Below are 15,273 nucleotides of genomic sequence, written 5' to 3' on the forward strand. Positions count from 1 at the left end.
TACGGTGCGGTTAAAGCTGGACTTATTTCGTATAAGACCTGCTTCGCAGACGCAGCGCAACAGTCCATCCGTGTTTCTCCGAGGTGTGCTTGCTGCGCGGCCAAATCCCGCTAAATAGCGGCGCATGGACAAGATCATCATCCAAGGCGGCAAGCGCCTCTCCGGCACCATCCCCGTTTCCGGCGCGAAGAACGCCGCATTGACGCTGCTGCCTTGTGCCCTGCTGACCGAAGAACCGCTGACTTTGCGCAATCTGCCGCGACTGGCGGACATCGACGGCTTCCAGCATCTGATGAACCAGTTCGGCATCTCGACGATGATCGCTGGCAGCCGTCCCGAAGACTTCGGCCGGGTGATGACGCTTCAGGCGACTCGCATTACCAGTTCGGTCGCGCCTTACGATCTGGTGCGCAAGATGCGCGCCTCGATCCTGGTGCTCGGCCCGATGCTGGCGCGCATGGGCGAGGCGACCGTGTCGCTGCCCGGCGGCTGCGCGATCGGCAACCGCCCGATCGACCTGCATCTCAAGGCCCTCGAAGCGCTCGGCGCCCAGATCGAGATGGCGGCGGGCTACGTCCGCGCCATCGCGCCCGACGGGGGCCTGCCGGGCGGTCGCTATTCCTTCCCGGTGGTCTCGGTCGGCGCGACCGAGAACGCGCTGATGGCGGCGGTGCTCTGCACGGGCAAGTCCACCCTGCACAATGCCGCGCGCGAACCGGAGATCGTCGACCTCTGCAACCTGCTGGTCGCCATGGGCGCGCAGATCGAGGGCATCGGCACCTCGGACCTCACCATCCACGGTGTGAACCGCCTGCACGGTGCGACCTACATGGTCATGCCGGACCGTATCGAGGCCGGTTCCTACGCCTGCGCTGCCGCCATCACCGGCGGTGAAGTCACCCTGAAGGGTGCGAAGATCGAGGACATGGAGGCCACCGTGCAGGCGCTGCGCGATGCCGGCGTCCATGTCGAGCCGACCGCCGAGGGCCTTCACGTCGCCGCCGATGGCCCGCTGAAGCCGGTCACGCTGTCGACCGCGCCTTATCCGGGGTTCGCGACCGACATGCAGGCCCAGCTCATGGCGCTGCTCTGCCGCGCCGAAGGGTCGAGCGTGCTGACCGAGACGATATTCGAGAACCGCTACATGCACGTTCCCGAACTCAATCGCATGGGCGCGCATATCGAGACCAAGGGCCGCACCGCCGTGGTCCACGGCGTGCAGAAGCTGACCGGCGCCGAAGTCATGGCGACCGACCTGCGCGCCTCGATGAGCCTCGTCATCGCCGGTCTGGCGGCAGAGGGCGAAACGCAGGTTCACCGCCTCTACCACCTCGATCGCGGCTACGAGCGGCTTGAGGAAAAGCTGGCGCTCGTCGGCGCGCAGATCGAACGGGTCGGCGGCGAGTAAGGCAACCGATCGCTCCCGCGGTGCGTTGCTCCCTCGAAACCCCGAGAGGAGTAACGACCATGGGCTTGATCAAGTTGGCGGCAGCCGGTGCCATCGGCTACGCACTCTACAAGTACGCCAATCGCGCCAGCGAAGAAGCGGCGACTGCGGGTGGTCCGGATAGTTATCCGATTCGCGATGCTGGTCCCGAAAACATGAAAAACCAGCCGCCGCGTTGGTCCAAGACCGACGAGGCGATCGATGAGAGCTTCCCGGCCAGCGATCCGCCTTCGACGTACTGATATCCTGCGCGGCATGGCCGTGTATTCGAGAGGCGGGACCGCAGGGTTTCCGCCTCTTGCCGTTGTCACCTCCGTGCCGCGAACAGCCAGACCCGGATCGCGCTGGCGAGGCCGGGCGGCGTGTCTGCCTCCAGCCGCTCGGCATCGATCCGCGCCACCAGCGCATTGATGGGAACGCCTTCGTGCGCCGCAATCTGCCGCAGCAGATCCCAGAACAGCGGTTCGAGACTGATGGAGGTCTTGTGTCCCGCGATCTCGATCGAGCGCTTGACCGGCGGATGGTAGATCGAGGTCATGGGTCATGCCTAGCAGGGGGAGGCACGCGCGGGAATGGTGCGGTTGTCAGTCAAGCAGGTTCCTGCTTCCACTATCCGAGCGGTCGACATGAATCCCGCGACACGGCTGTCCTTGCCCGCTATCGAGCGGAAATGCAGGGCATCATCATCTACATCGGCGCCGCGCTGGCCGAAATCGGCGGCTGCTTCGCGTTCTGGGCCTGGCTGCGGATGGATAAGTCGGCGCTCTGGCTCATTCCCGGATGCGCATCGCTGGTGTTGTTCGCCTGGCTGCTCACTCAGGTAGACAGCAGCCATGCCGGGCGTACTTACGCGGCCTACGGCGGCATCTACATCCTGTCGGCACTGCTGTGGTTGTGGATTGCCGAGGGCGTCCGCCCGGATCGCTGGGACCTTGCCGGTGCGACGATCTGCCTGGTCGGCGCGGCGGTGATTCTGTTCGGACCCCATCGCGCCTGAAAACAAGGTGGAGGACCGGCGGTCTCGCCGGTCCTCCATTCATTCAATACATGTGCTGACCGCCGTTGATGCTCAGTGTCGAGCCGGTCACGAAAGCGGCATTCTCCGAGCAGAGGAAGGCACAGCCGCGCGCGATCTCGTAAGCGCTGCCGAGACGACCGACCGGGATCTTGGCGACGATCTTTTCCAGCACCGGCGGGGGCACCGCCGCGACCATGTCGGTATCGATGTAGCCCGGCGCGATGGCGTTGACGGTGACGCCGTACTTGGCGCCTTCCTGGGCCAGGGCCTTGGTGAAGCCGTGGATGCCGGACTTGGCGGCGGCATAGTTCACCTGGCCGTATTGCCCGGCCTGGCCGTTGATCGAGCCGATGTTGACGATCCGGCCCCAGCCGCGATCGCGCATGCCGGAGAACGTGGCTTTCGCCATGTTGAAGCAGCCGCCGAGGTTGATGCGCATCACCTCGTTCCAGTCGTCAAAGGTCATCTTGTGAAGCACGCCGTCGCGCGTAATGCCGGCGTTGTTGATGACGATATCGACCGGGCCGACTTCCTCGGTTACCCGCGCCACGCCCGCGAGCGTGGCTTCATGATCGCCGACGTCCCATTTATAGGCGGCAATGCCAGTCTTCTCCGTAAATGCCTTGGCCTTTTCTTCATTACCTGCATAATTTGCAACTACAGTGTGGCCCCTTTCCTGGAGGGCCAACGAAACGGCCTCTCCAATACCTCTGGTTCCACCGGTAACGATAGCAACGCGCGCCATATCAAGCCTTTCGCTTAGTGAGCATCCACCGAACGCAGGCTAGGAAATGCATTGAGGCGGGGCAAGCGATGCCTTGGGGCGATGACGGTTATTTAAGCCGAAATGATTGATAGAAACGCACTTGCGGTTGCAAAAATCAGAATTTGAACTGAGTTCCGACGTAGACTGCCTGGCTGTCCTGCCGTCCGTCGGTCAGCGGCATCAGGCGCTCGCGCTCCTGCGAGTAGCGCAGGCCCGCGGTGAGATCGAGATTGTTCGTCACCCGATAGGAGCCGCCGAGATCGACTTCGCCCGCTTCGCCCGCGAAAGTATGGGGTGCCCGGCCCGGCGCACGCTTCTCGTCGATGGAGAGGCGGGTGGTGAAGCGCGGCTCTTTCTGCTCGGCGCTGCCCGCCTGGAGGCTGAACTTCTTCAGTTCCGGCGCGTCGGCAATGCCGCGTGCCGTGGCGGGCGCCGTGGCGGCGGCGATGTCCGGGGCGAAGTTCTGATAGCCGCGCGCCACGCCGAGGTTGAACGCGGTCGGCGCGATCTTCAGGCCGCCGATCCCGGCCATGTCGTTGCGCGCGATCGGCGTGCGGTTGCGCACGATGATCGCCTGTGCCGCTTCGCGATCGATGCGGACGGCCACGGTAACGGCCCGGTCGCGCCGGGCGGTGGGACCGGCAGGCGTGAAGGGGAAGTTCTCGCCGTCGCCCAGCGATCGCATCGCGATCGCGCGCGACAGATTTTCGGGAGATGTCTCGGGATCGAGCGCACCGAAGGAGCGCGAGGAAGAGTCGGCCTTGAACGTGGTGGTAAAGGCCAGCACGGCGCTGGGCAGGGCAAGCACGACCACGCAGCAGGTCAGCATCATGCCGGTCCTCATGCCGCCTTTCGAGATACCCCGATTCGAGAGGGCATCATCCTGTGAGGCTGCACTTTCCCTATTCATTGTCAGCTTCCGTTATTACCCGCTCTCAGGGGTCTTGGCATCGACCTGCCGAACAGGCCCACCATCCTCGTCCAACGAGCTTAACACAGGATGATCGCCGGGGGGAGGGGGGCCGAGAGTGCATCGGCTTTCGCCCGCAGGAGCACTACTGTCCGTTCAGCAAGCGTTTAGCCCTGCCTCGCTTATGGCGGCAAGCTGATGAAGCCGCACTTGCCGCCCCGGCAGTGGCGGCTATAGAGGCGTTTCACGGCAGGCGCGCGGGAAGTCCGGCGCCTTCGCCAAGACAGGAACTGGGAATTACGATGACAGGCAGCACCCATACCGGCCTTCTCTCCGCTCGATTGCTGGCAACCGCAGGCTTCTGCGCCGTGGCGGCGCTTGCGTTGGCCGGTTGCGGCGGTGGCCGCAAGCAGGTGCAGTCCTCGATCGCGCCTTCGGCGGTGACGACCATCGGCGTGAACAGCTACCTCTGGCGCGCCAGCCTCGATTCGCTCTCGTTCATGCCGCTGCTCCAGTCGGACAGCGCCGGCGGCGTCATCGTCACCGACTGGTACGTCAATCCCAAGCAGCCGGGCGAGCGCGTCAAGGTCACGGTGATGATCCTCGACAAGGACCTGCGCGCCGATGCCCTGCGCGTGACCGCGCAGCGCGAAGTCTCGACCGGCGGCGCCTGGACGGCGGCGCCGGTGCAGGCCGCGACCGTGCAGAAGCTGGAGGACATCATCCTCACCCGCGCCCGCGATCTTCGCCGCGATTCGATCGGCGGCTGATTTTTCCCCTGCGGGCTGATCCGGCCCGCAGTTTCAATTGCGCGGGTGACATGCGCCCGCAGGAGACTTGACTGAGATGACCGAGCGGTTCGATCCGGCTCAGGCGGACACGCGCTGGCAGGCTGCGTGGGACGACGCGCAGTGCTTCAAGGCGGACGACACTTCGTCGAAGCCGCGCAGCTTCGTGCTTGAGATGTTCCCCTATCCTTCGGGACGCATCCATATCGGCCACGTCCGCAACTACACGATGGGCGACGTGCTGGCGCGCTACAAGCGCATGACCGGGCACGAAGTGCTCCATCCGATGGGCTGGGATGCCTTCGGCATGCCCGCCGAGAACGCGGCCATGGAAAAGGGCGTCCACCCCGGCGGCTGGACGCGCGAGAACATCGCCAACATGAAGGCGCAGCTGAAGCGCCTGGGCTTCGCGCTCGACTGGAGCCGCGAGATCGCGACCTGCGAGCCGGAATACTACGGCCACGAGCAGGCGCTGTTCATCGATCTCTATGAGAACGGCCTCGTCTACCGCAAGGAATCGGCGGTCAACTGGGACCCGGTCGACCAGACCGTGCTCGCCAACGAGCAGGTGATCGACGGGCGTGGCTGGCGCTCGGGCGCGCTGGTGGAGAAGCGCAAGCTCTCCCAGTGGTTCCTCAAGATCACCGACTTCGCGGACGAGCTGCTGGAAGGTCTCTCCACGCTCGACAAGTGGCCAGAGAAGGTCCGCACGATGCAGGAGAACTGGATCGGCAAGTCGCAGGGCCTGCAGTTCAAGTTCGACCTTGCCAGCGAAATCGGCGGCATTGGCTCGGTGGAAGTCTACTCCACGCGTCCCGACACGATCTTTGGCGCCAGCTTCGTGGCCGTCGCCGCCGATCACCCGATCGCGCAGGCGGTGGCCAAGGGCCGTCCCGAGGTCGAGGACTTCATCGCGCTGTGCAAGCAGGGCGGGACGACCGCGGCCGAACTGGAAACCGCCGAGAAGCTGGGCTTCGATACCGGCGTGAAGGCGAAGCATCCGTTCACCGGCGCCGACTTGCCGGTGTTCATCGCCAACTTCGTGCTGATGGACTACGGCACCGGCGCGGTCATGGCCGTTCCGGGCCACGACCAGCGCGACTTCGAATTCGCCACCAAGTACGGCTTGCCGATCCTGCGTGTCGTCGCGGCGAGCGAGGCCGATGCCGACAAGCCGTTCGACGGCGAATCCGAGGCTGGTGACGGCGTCTGCGTTCATTCCGACTTCCTCAACGGCATGGCCGTGAAGGACGCCAAGGCCGCCGTCATCGCGCGCGCCGAGGCCGAAGGCTGGGGCGAGGGCAAGACCGTGTGGCGCCTGCGCGACTGGGGCGTTTCGCGCCAGCGCTACTGGGGCACGCCGATCCCGTTCATCCACTGCGAGGTTTGCGGCGTGGTGCCGGTGCCCAAGAAGCACCTGCCGGTCACGCTGCCCGAGGATGTCGATTTCTCGACCCCCGGCAACCCGCTGGTTCGCCATCCGACCTGGAAGCATGTCGATTGCCCGCAGTGCGGCCATGCCGCGCGCCGCGAGACCGACACGCTCGACACTTTCGTCGACTCTTCGTGGTATTTTCTGCGCTTCGCCAGCCAGCCCGAGGATCGTCCGTTCGATCCGGCCAAGATCGCCGACTGGCTGCCGGTGGAACAGTACATCGGCGGCATCGAGCACGCGATCCTGCACTTGCTCTACGCCCGCTTCTGGACGCGCGCTCTGGCCCGCATCGGCAAGGTCGAGGTGAAGGAGCCCTTCGCCAGCCTGTTCACGCAGGGCATGGTCACGCACGAGACCTACTTCCGCATCAACGATGCCAACGGCCAGCCGGTCTATTTCTCGCCCGGCGAGATCGACCGGACCTCGGACGGCGCGACGCTGAAGGCCGACGGTGCCGCCGTCGAAGTCGGCCGCGTCATCAAGATGTCGAAGTCGAAGAAGAACGTCGTCGATCCCGACGAGATCGTCGCGACGTACGGCGCCGACGCGATCCGCTGGTTCATGCTGTCCGACAGCCCGCCGGAGCGCGACCTGCCGTGGTCGGAAGCCGGTATCGAGGGTTGCGGCCGCTTCGTGCAGCGCCTGTGGCGCCTGTTCGCCCAGTATGACGCTGCGGCGACCGGCGAGGACAAGGCGATCGACCGCAAGGCGCACCAGACCGTGGCCGCTGTCGCTTCGGACATCGAATCGCTGGGCTTCAACAAGGCCGTGGCGCGCATCTACGAACTGACCGGTGCGGTCGAGAAGGCGGCCCCTTCGGCCAGCCGCTCGAACGCGATTCGCACGGTTCTCCTGCTCGTCTCGCCGATGATGCCGCACCTCGCCGAAGAAGCTTTCGAAACCTTCGGGGAAGGCCTCGTCTCGCAGGCGGCATGGCCCGAAGTCGATCCGGCACTGTTGGTCGAGGACGAAGTGACCGTGGCGGTCCAGGTGAAGGGCAAGCTGCGCGACACCCTGACCGTGGCCAAGGGCACGTCCAAGGAAGAGCTTGAAGCGCTTGCCCTTGCCAGCGAGAAAGTGCAGCGTGCGCTGGATGGAGCCGAGGTGAGGAAAGTGATCGTCGTTCCCGACCGCCTGGTCAATCTCGTCGCGTGAAGCGTTTCCTGCGCCTTGTCGGTCCGGCCCTGATGGGTGCCGTGCTGCTGTCCGGTTGCGGCCTCAAGCCGATGTATGCGGGCGGCGGCAGCGGTGCCGTGGCGCGGGGCCTTCAGGGCGTGCAGGTCGCGGCGATCGAGGGGCGCGCGGGCTGGTTGGTGCGCAACGCCATCGTCGACCAGCTCGGCTCGGACAAGGGCGGCACGGCGCCGCGCTACCGGCTCGACATTCGCCTCGATGACAAGCTCGAAGGTTTCGCTTTGCTCTCGGACGATACCATCGGCCGTGAACGCCGGACCCTGCGCGCGCGCTATCAACTGGTGGATCTGTCGAGCAACGAGACCGTGCTCGACGCCACTGCCGGTTCGGATGCGGGCATCGACGTCGTATCTTCCGACTATGCGACGATCGCGGGCGAACAGACCGCACTCGAGAACATGTCGAAGGACGTGGCCACCCGCATCGTCACGGCCGTCGCGCTGCGCCTGCGCGGCGACACCAAGCAGTGATCGCGATGCGGGTCACGGAAACGTGAAAGCCACCCAGAAGGATTTCGGCGGCCTTGCAGCCCGCGCCGCACAGCAGGCGCGGGTTTTCTTCTTCTGCGGCCCGGATGAGGCCGGAGCCAGCGATGCGGCCGCGAAGATCGTCTCCTGCCTCACCGATCCCGGTGAGCGGGTCGAGATTGCCGGATTGGACTTGCGCCGCGACCCGGTGAAGCTGGGAGACGAGGCGCGGTCCAACTCGCTGTTCGGTGGCACCTCGCGCCACATCTGGATTCGCGCCCAGGGCGACGAGGCCCACGACGCGGTCCAGATCCTGCTCGAAAGCGATGTCGATGCCTGCCCGGTTCTGATCGTGGCGACCGGCGCCACCGACAAGTCGCGCACCGCCAAGCTGCTTGCCGCCCGGCCGGACGGGCTGGTGGCGATGTTCTACCCGCCCGACCTCGCCGCGGTGACCGGCGCCGTGCGGACGATGGCCAACGGCGCCGGCCTCAAGATGGGCAGCGATCTCGCCCAGCGGATCGCACGGGCCTCGGGCCTCGATACGCGGCTGGCGCGCTCGGAAGTGACCAAGCTGGCGCTCTATCTCGATGCCAGCGCCGAAACCCCGCGCGCGGTGTCGAGCGCCGATCTCGATGCCGTGGGCGCTGCGACCGAGGACGACGACTTCGGCCCCCTGGTCGATGCGGTGCTGGGCGGCAAGCGCGAGGCGATCGGCCCCGAACTCAAGCGCCTGCGCGATCAGGGCATCAATGCCGTCGGCCTGCTGCTTGCCTTCGAGCGCCGCGCGGCGCAACTGGCGGGCCTCAATTCCCGGCTGGGAAGGGGCGGCGACCCCGCAGCGCTGATCGAATCGGAAGCGGCTGCTCGCCGAATTTTCTGGAAGGACAAACCAGCCCTCGGGGTGCAATTGCGTATCTGGCGTGGTAATCGTCTCGAACGCTTGGTGGCCCGTCTTATTGCGATGCACCAATCGCTGCTGGCCAATAGCCAGGATGCTGACCTTCTGCTGGCCGAAGGGTTAGTCGAAATAGCCAGAATTTCTACGCTTGATGGCAAACAACGGATAAAAAGAACAGCTTAACTGAATCGGCTTTCCCGCACGGATGGAATGATCATAAGTGCATTCGTCTACCGCAGTGCAGCACGGACATCGAATCCGTGGCTGTGGCGATAGACGGAAGAGGGGATCCGGGGGGCATGAGTTCGACAATCGGGAGTGTTGAACGCATGAATGCGCCATTTGCAGTTACGACCCAAGCCGTTCAGCGCTCCGAGGCCGACGAACTTCTCGTCGCACCTTCGCTCGAACGCCGACGGCTTCAATGTTATCTTGCCTTGCTCGTGGGGGACCTCGTGGCCCTTCTGGCGGGCTTCGCGCTTGCGGGCTGGCTTTACGACAGTGGCCAGGGAATGGAGATGGCACTCGTCTACGGACAAGTGCTGCTGCCGATCTTCCTGACGCTGGCGTTGTACAACGCCGCCTATTCCACCGACGCCCTGCGCGACGGCTGGCGGGGCATTTTCCGTGCGGAAGTCTCGATGGTGGTGGCGGTCGTCGTCGTCGTCTTCGTGCAGTTCCTCATGAAGTCCTCGGCAGAGCTGTCTCGCGGTGCCTTCAGCGGCGGCGTGATCTGCGCCATGGCGCTGATCGCCTGGTCGCGGCTCCAGCTTCGCAGCTTCGTGAACTGGCGCTGCGGTGCCAATGTCATCAACGAGCTTGTCATCGATGACGGCGGCCCCCAGCTCCGCATGCCCGGCGCCATCCGCGTTTCGGCAGCGGCCATGGGGCTGCGGCCCAATCTCAAGGACCCCGATTCGCTCGACCGCGTCGGCCTCGTCCTGCGCAACATCGACCGGGTGGTGGTGAGCTGCCCCGCCGATCGCCGCGCCGAATGGGCGATGGTGCTCAAGGGCGCCAATGTCGATGGCGAAGTGCTGGACGATGAAGTGGCTCGCCTGGGTGCCCAAGGCGCGCGGGTGACCGGCCAGCACGGGCTACTGCTCGTTTCGGCCGGGCCGCTGGGAATCCGCGAACGCGCGATCAAGCGCATCTTCGACGTCGCCTTTTCCGGCGGTGCGATCCTCGCTCTTTCGCCGCTGCTGCTGGTCGTGGCTCTTGCGGTCAAGCTGCAGGACGGTGGGCCGGTGTTCTTCGTCCAGCGCCGCATGGGCCGGGGCAACACCTTCTTCAACATGTACAAGTTCCGCAGCATGACGCAGGCCCTCTGCGACAGCAACGGCAACGTCTCGGCCTCGAAGGGAGACCAGCGCATCACCCGCGTCGGCCGCTTCATTCGCGGCACCAGCATCGACGAGCTGCCGCAGCTCTTCAACGTGCTGCTGGGCGACATGAGCCTGGTCGGGCCGCGTCCCCACGCCACCGGCTCGCTGGCGGGCGACAAGCTGTTCTGGGAAGTCGACCGCCGCTACTGGCAGCGGCACAGCCTCAAGCCGGGCCTGAGCGGCCTTGCCCAGGTGCGCGGCTATCGCGGCGCCACCGACCAGGAATCGGATCTCATCAACCGCCTCCAGTCCGATCTGGAGTACCTCGAAGGCTGGACCATCATGCGCGACCTGCACATCATGTTCCTGACCGCACGGGTGCTGGTCCACGACAAGGCGTTCTGATCGGGGCAGCCTTTCCCGAAGGCCGCCCAAAACGAAAAAGGCCGGTTACGACAGGGTGTCGTAACCGGCCTTTTTCGTTTCCTCCGGACCGTTTCCGGGATCAGTTCTTCTTCTTGGGGACGTTGAACGTGCCCTTCACCCGCCCGCCCGAGGCCGAGGAGACGCCGCTCTTGAGGTCCATCACGAAGCGGCCGCCGCGCAGGGTATCGCCGGAGCCGCGCTTGAGCGTGGCATTGCCGACCATCGTCACGATGCGCTGGTTGAGGTCGTAGATCGCGGTATCGCCGGTCGCCACCTGATCCTGGCGGGTGACCACGACATTGCCGCTGGCGGTGATCCGCTGGACCTGGGTCTGGTCGCCCTTGATGAAGTCGATCACGGTGCGGGCACCGCGCAGGCGCAGGTCGGCCTGGGTGATATCGACATTGCCGGTCAGCACGACGCGGTTCTGCTTGTCCTGAAGCTCGATGCGGTCGGCGCCGAAATCGACGGGCGCGTCGGAATTGTGGCCCGAGATCGCCTGGGCGCCAAGCTGCTGCCCGGCGACGAACAGGGCGAGCCCGGCCACCGGCACCGCGAGGGCGATGCGTGCCACAGGCACGCCAAGGGCGATGCGGAACTTACGGGATTCAAACAAGCGGGCGGTCATTGCGGCATCCTCAGCTTGCCGGGCGTGATGCGCATCCGGGCATGGCCTTCGAGTGTAACGGTGCGGGTGTCGAGATCGGCGTGCATCGCATCGGCCTTGAACGTGCCCGAGGGCACGGTGCCCTGGACGCCGCCCGACGCGACCGCCGTCTTCTGCTTGATGTCGACGTCGACCTTGCTGGTGGTCATCGTATAGCCGTCGGACGACTTGAAGTTGACCGGGCCGTCTACCGCCATCGTGTCCTTGTCGAAATTGTAGGCGCCGCGCGGCGCCACGATATCGGCGGGGCCGTCGCGCAGGGCCATCTGGGCGACCAGCTTCTGCATTTCGACGATGGGAATTTCGGGCGAACGCTGGACGGCGGTGCCCGCCGTCACCACGAAGTCACGGCCCTGGTTGTCCTGCCCGCGATAGGCGGCGTCCGCCACGGCGATACGCTCGCTGGTGGTCGCCACCTTGTTGCGGTCCAGCAGGAAGCTGATCTCTCCGCGCGGGGAGAGCGGGACCAGGATCATGACGGCCGCTATCAGGCCGATGCCCGCAGGCAGGGCCTTGGCAAGGAAGGCCACCATGCGATCGTGCGAGCCGCCGGGCGCGGCGAAGTGCCGGCGGCGATTGCGGATCTGGTTGGCTTCGACCGACATGCGTGGCTAGGCTCCGATCACGCGGCTTCGTGGCTGAAGATGTCGTGATCCGGCCAGCCGGCTAGGTCGAGCCGGGCGCGGGCGGGCAGGAAGTCGAAACAGGCCTGGGCGATCTCGGTGCGGTTCTCACGGGCGAGGCGCACGACAAGAATCTGGTGCATCGCGTGAAGGTAGCGCACGTCCGAGGCCGCATATTCCTTCTGCGGCTCGGTCAGTTCGGCGGCGCCCCAGTCGCTCGACTGCTGCTGCTTCGATACTTCCTTGCCGAGCAGTTCGCGCACGAGGTCCTTGAGGCCGTGGCGGTCGGTGTAAGTGCGGGTGAGCTTGCTGGCGATCTTGGTGCAGAACACCGGCGCGGCGGTGACGCCGAGGTAATGCTCGATCGCGGCAAGGTCGAACCGGGCAAAGTGGTAGAGCTTCAGCCGGGCCGGATCGGCCAGCACCGCCTTCAGGTTCGGCGCGGCGAAATCGCTGCCGGGCGCAAAGCGGACGAGATGCTCGTCGCCCTGTCCGTCGGAAATCTGGACCACGCAAAGGCGGTCGCGCGGGGTGATCAAGCCCATCGTCTCGGTGTCGACGGCAACGGGTCCCGGCGCAAGCACGCCTTCGGGGAGATCTTCTTCGTGGAGATAGACAGCCATGGTCCGAAAATGCTTAGGGACTGGGCCAGAGTTTCGCAAATGGTTTAGGCGGGAGTACGGCGCGAATGGAGGTCTCGGGATCGCTTCAGGGCGTGCCGCCATCCTGGCAATCGGCACTGGGGACCGTGCTCGATTCCCCGCAGTCGCGCCAGCTCGGCGGCTGGCTCAAGGCCGAGGAAGCCGCAGGCAAGCGGATCTATCCGCCGCGCGGCACGCGGCTGCGGGCGCTGGAGCTGACGCCGCTCGATCAGGTGCGCGTCGTCATTCTCGGGCAGGACCCCTATCACGGGCCGGGGCAGGCGCATGGCCTTTCGTTTTCGGTGCCGGAAGGCGTGAAAGTGCCGCCGTCGCTGGTCAATATCTACAAGGAACTGGCGACGGACTGCGGCGTGACCGCGCCGGGGCACGGCAATCTCGAACATTGGGCGCGGCAGGGCGTGCTCCTGCTCAACAATGCGCTGACGGTCGAGGAAGCGCAGGCCGGGTCGCACCAGAACAAGGGCTGGGAAGCGATCACCGATGCCGCCGTCGCGGCAGTCGCGGCCAAGGCGGAGCCTTGTGTGTTCTTGCTGTGGGGCAGTCATGCTCAGAAAAAAGCGATGCGGGTGCCGGGTCTGGCTTCGAGCCATCACCTGGTGCTGACGGCGCCGCATCCCAGCCCGCTTTCGGCCCATCGCGGCTTCCTGGGTTGCCGTCATTTCAGCAAGGCGAACGAATTCCTGGAAGCGAACGGCCGCGGCCGGATCGACTGGTAATTCCTCCCTCGAAAGGGAGAAATGAGTCATGCCGAAGCGCCCGGGATCGCCTCGCCCATCAGATAGTGACTCATCGTTCCGCTGACGCCCATCTCGCCGAAGGCGGCGCGGAAACGTGCGAAAGCGTCCAGTCCGCGCGCTGCGTCGTGTGCTTCCATGGAAGTCCAGACGACGTGGAAGGTGAATTTCGACGGGTTTTCCACCCCGCGCCCGAAGCGGATCGAGACGACGCCGTCGCAGGCGGCCAGGTCGGTCAGCCCGGATTCTTGCATGGCCGCGGCGAAGCCGTCCTCGGCGCCGGGGCGCACTTCGATTTCCGCGATTTCCAGCAACATTCGCTCGTTCTCCCTTTCGCCGACAGAATCCTGAAGCGGGGAGCGCCGGTCAACGGCGGGATCTAAGGGATCGCCGGGGCGAGGGCACAAACGAAAAGGAGCGCTCCTTGCGGGAGCGCCCCTTCCGATATCGATTCAGACCTGGCTCAGCGCGGCAGTTCGGAACTGCCCATGAGCGCCTCGTCCACTGCGCGGGCGCACTGGCGGCCTTCGCGGATCGCCCAGACCACCAGCGACTGGCCGCGGCGCATGTCGCCGCACGAATAGATCGCCGGATCGCTGGTGCGGTAGTCGGCCATGGTGGCCTTGACGTTGCCGCGCGCGTCCAGCTCGACGCCCGACTGGTCGAGCATGCCGGCCTTGCGCGGGCCGACAAAGCCCATGGCGAGCAGGATGAGGTCGGCCTGGAGCGTGAACTCGCTGCCTTCCACTTCCTGCATCTTGCCGTCCTTCCACTCGACGCGGACGCATTCGAGGGCGCGCACGTCGTTGTCGCCGATGACGCGCTTGGTCAGTACGGCCCAGTCGCGCTCGACGCCTTCCTCGTGGCTCGACGAGGTGCGCAGCTTGAGCGGCCAGTTCGGCCAGGACATCGCCTTGTTCTCGTGCAGCGGCGGCTTGGGCATGATTTCGAGCTGGGTGACCGAAGCCGCGCCCTGGCGGTTCGAGGTGCCGACGCAGTCCGAACCGGTGTCGCCGCCGCCGATGACGATGACGTGCTTGCCGGTGGCCGAAAGCGTGCCGCGCGGGGCGGCGCGAAGCTCGTCGTCACCCGCGTTGCGCTTGTTCTGCTGGGTGAGGAACTCCATCGCGAAGCGCACGCCGGGCAGTTCGAAGCCCGGAATGTTCAGCGGACGGGGATCCTCGGCGCCGCCCGCGAAGACGACGGTGTCGAAGTTTTCCTTCAGCGAGGCGACCGAGACGGTCACGCCCACTTCGGTGGAAGTGCGGAATTCGATGCCCTCGGCCATCATCTGCACGAGACGACGGTTGATGAGGTGCTTTTCCATCTTGAAGTCGGGGATGCCGTAGCGGAGCAGGCCGCCGACGCGGTCGCTCTTCTCGAACACCGTCACCGAGTGGCCGGCGCGGGCAAGCTGCTGGGCGCAGGCCATGCCCGCCGGGCCGGAGCCGACGACGGCGACAGACTTGCCGGTCTTCTTCGTGGCGGGCTTCGGCGTGATCCAGCCTTCCTGCCAGCCCTTGTCGACGATCGCGCATTCGATCGACTTGATGGTGACCGGCTGGTCCACGATGTTCAGGGTGCAGGCCGCCTCGCACGGGGCGGGGCAGATGCGGCCGGTGAACTCGGGGAAGTTGTTGGTCGAGTGGAGGACTTCCAGCGCGTTCCTGAAGTCGTCCTCGTAGACCAGGTGGTTCCAGTCCGGGATGATGTTATTGACCGGACAGCCGGTATGGCAGTGCGGCACGCCGCAGTTCATGCAGCGCGAGGCCTGGTCCTTCAGCGCCTGCGGCGCCAGCGGGACGACGAACTCGTTGTAGTTCTTGAGGCGCGCCTTGGCGTCGCCATAAGTGCGGTCCTGGCGGTCCAGTTCGAGGAAGCCGGTTTCCTTGCCCATCTTACTAATTCCC

General features: G+C 65.5%; 17 protein-coding genes. 9 read left to right on the forward strand and 8 right to left on the reverse strand.

Annotation, left to right across the window (positions count from 1 at the left end; translation table 11 throughout):
- The first annotated feature begins 124 nt into the window (after positions 1–124).
- Positions 125–1,408, forward strand: coding sequence for a UDP-N-acetylglucosamine 1-carboxyvinyltransferase (gene murA / locus AC4D6D_RS02550; RefSeq protein ID WP_491326376.1), 1,284 nt, complete (start codon positions 125–127; stop codon positions 1,406–1,408).
- Positions 1,409–1,467: 59 nt separating this feature from the next.
- Positions 1,468–1,689 carry a hypothetical protein gene (locus tag AC4D6D_RS02555; RefSeq protein WP_491326377.1) on the forward strand — a complete coding sequence of 74 codons (222 nt, stop codon included), beginning with the start codon at positions 1,468–1,470 and terminating at the stop codon, positions 1,687–1,689.
- Positions 1,690–1,754: 65 nt separating this feature from the next.
- On the opposite strand, the gene AC4D6D_RS02560 is transcribed toward AC4D6D_RS02555, so the two are convergent.
- Complete coding sequence (locus AC4D6D_RS02560) at positions 1,755–1,985, reverse strand: ribbon-helix-helix domain-containing protein (protein ID WP_491326378.1); 231 nt, start codon at positions 1,983–1,985, stop codon at positions 1,755–1,757.
- 132 nt (positions 1,986–2,117) lie between these two features.
- On the opposite strand from AC4D6D_RS02560, the gene AC4D6D_RS02565 reads away from it, so the two are divergent.
- Positions 2,118–2,444, forward strand: a complete 327-nt coding sequence (locus tag AC4D6D_RS02565; RefSeq protein ID WP_491326379.1) for a YnfA family protein — start codon at positions 2,118–2,120, stop codon at positions 2,442–2,444.
- 43 nt (positions 2,445–2,487) lie between these two features.
- Here AC4D6D_RS02565 and phbB read toward each other — a convergent pair whose 3' ends face one another.
- Positions 2,488–3,210 carry an acetoacetyl-CoA reductase gene (gene phbB / locus AC4D6D_RS02570; protein ID WP_491326380.1) on the reverse strand — a complete coding sequence of 241 codons (723 nt, stop codon included), beginning with the start codon at positions 3,208–3,210 and terminating at the stop codon, positions 2,488–2,490.
- Between the two features lie 136 nt (positions 3,211–3,346).
- Positions 3,347–4,075 carry a hypothetical protein gene (locus AC4D6D_RS02575; RefSeq protein ID WP_491326381.1) on the reverse strand — a complete coding sequence of 243 codons (729 nt, stop codon included), beginning with the start codon at positions 4,073–4,075 and terminating at the stop codon, positions 3,347–3,349.
- A 368-nt stretch (positions 4,076–4,443) separates the two neighbouring features.
- On the opposite strand from AC4D6D_RS02575, the gene AC4D6D_RS02580 reads away from it, so the two are divergent.
- The 5 genes from AC4D6D_RS02580 to AC4D6D_RS02600 all read left to right on the forward strand — a co-directional run bounded on the left by AC4D6D_RS02580 (position 4,444) and on the right by AC4D6D_RS02600 (position 10,656).
- On the forward strand, positions 4,444–4,911 hold the full coding sequence (locus AC4D6D_RS02580; protein WP_491326382.1) for a DUF3576 domain-containing protein: 468 nt from the start codon (positions 4,444–4,446) through the stop codon (positions 4,909–4,911).
- A gap of 76 nt (positions 4,912–4,987) precedes the next feature.
- Positions 4,988–7,519 carry a leucine--tRNA ligase gene (gene leuS / locus AC4D6D_RS02585; protein WP_491327184.1) on the forward strand — a complete coding sequence of 844 codons (2,532 nt, stop codon included), beginning with the start codon at positions 4,988–4,990 and terminating at the stop codon, positions 7,517–7,519.
- Positions 7,520–7,551: 32 nt separating this feature from the next.
- A complete protein-coding gene (lptE, locus tag AC4D6D_RS02590; protein WP_491327185.1) occupies positions 7,552–8,028 on the forward strand; it encodes an LPS assembly lipoprotein LptE in 477 nt (158 codons plus the stop codon).
- A 22-nt stretch (positions 8,029–8,050) separates the two neighbouring features.
- On the forward strand, positions 8,051–9,109 hold the full coding sequence (gene holA / locus AC4D6D_RS02595) for a DNA polymerase III subunit delta (protein WP_491326383.1): 1,059 nt from the start codon (positions 8,051–8,053) through the stop codon (positions 9,107–9,109).
- Between the two features lie 146 nt (positions 9,110–9,255).
- Positions 9,256–10,656: a sugar transferase gene (locus tag AC4D6D_RS02600; RefSeq protein WP_147216283.1), complete on the forward strand. Its 1,401-nt coding sequence runs from the start codon at positions 9,256–9,258 to the stop codon at positions 10,654–10,656.
- A gap of 100 nt (positions 10,657–10,756) precedes the next feature.
- On the opposite strand, the gene AC4D6D_RS02605 is transcribed toward AC4D6D_RS02600, so the two are convergent.
- The 3 genes from AC4D6D_RS02605 to AC4D6D_RS02615 are packed head-to-tail and all read right to left on the reverse strand — an operon-like array spanning position 10,757 to position 12,590.
- The gene (locus AC4D6D_RS02605; RefSeq protein ID WP_147216286.1) at positions 10,757–11,305 is read right to left on the reverse strand and encodes an LptA/OstA family protein; all 549 of its coding nucleotides are present in this window, start codon (positions 11,303–11,305) and stop codon (positions 10,757–10,759) included.
- A complete protein-coding gene (gene lptC / locus AC4D6D_RS02610; protein ID WP_147216288.1) occupies positions 11,302–11,949 on the reverse strand; it encodes an LPS export ABC transporter periplasmic protein LptC in 648 nt (215 codons plus the stop codon). Before lptC ends, AC4D6D_RS02605 begins: the two co-directional genes overlap by 4 nt.
- A gap of 17 nt (positions 11,950–11,966) precedes the next feature.
- Positions 11,967–12,590 (reverse strand): ribonuclease D, encoded by a 624-nt coding sequence (locus tag AC4D6D_RS02615; RefSeq protein WP_334184265.1) that lies wholly within the window; start codon positions 12,588–12,590, stop codon positions 11,967–11,969.
- Between the two features lie 65 nt (positions 12,591–12,655).
- Between AC4D6D_RS02615 and AC4D6D_RS02620 the strand changes: the two genes are divergently transcribed.
- Positions 12,656–13,345, forward strand: a complete 690-nt coding sequence (locus tag AC4D6D_RS02620) for a uracil-DNA glycosylase (RefSeq protein ID WP_491326384.1) — start codon at positions 12,656–12,658, stop codon at positions 13,343–13,345.
- Positions 13,346–13,371: 26 nt separating this feature from the next.
- Here AC4D6D_RS02620 and AC4D6D_RS02625 read toward each other — a convergent pair whose 3' ends face one another.
- Positions 13,372–13,680, reverse strand: coding sequence for a putative quinol monooxygenase (locus tag AC4D6D_RS02625; protein WP_491326385.1), 309 nt, complete (start codon positions 13,678–13,680; stop codon positions 13,372–13,374).
- A gap of 146 nt (positions 13,681–13,826) precedes the next feature.
- A complete protein-coding gene (locus tag AC4D6D_RS02630; protein WP_147216297.1) occupies positions 13,827–15,260 on the reverse strand; it encodes a glutamate synthase subunit beta in 1,434 nt (477 codons plus the stop codon).
- Between the last annotated feature and the right edge of the window lie 13 nt (positions 15,261–15,273).

This window comes from Novosphingobium sp. BF6, assembly GCF_058273105.1.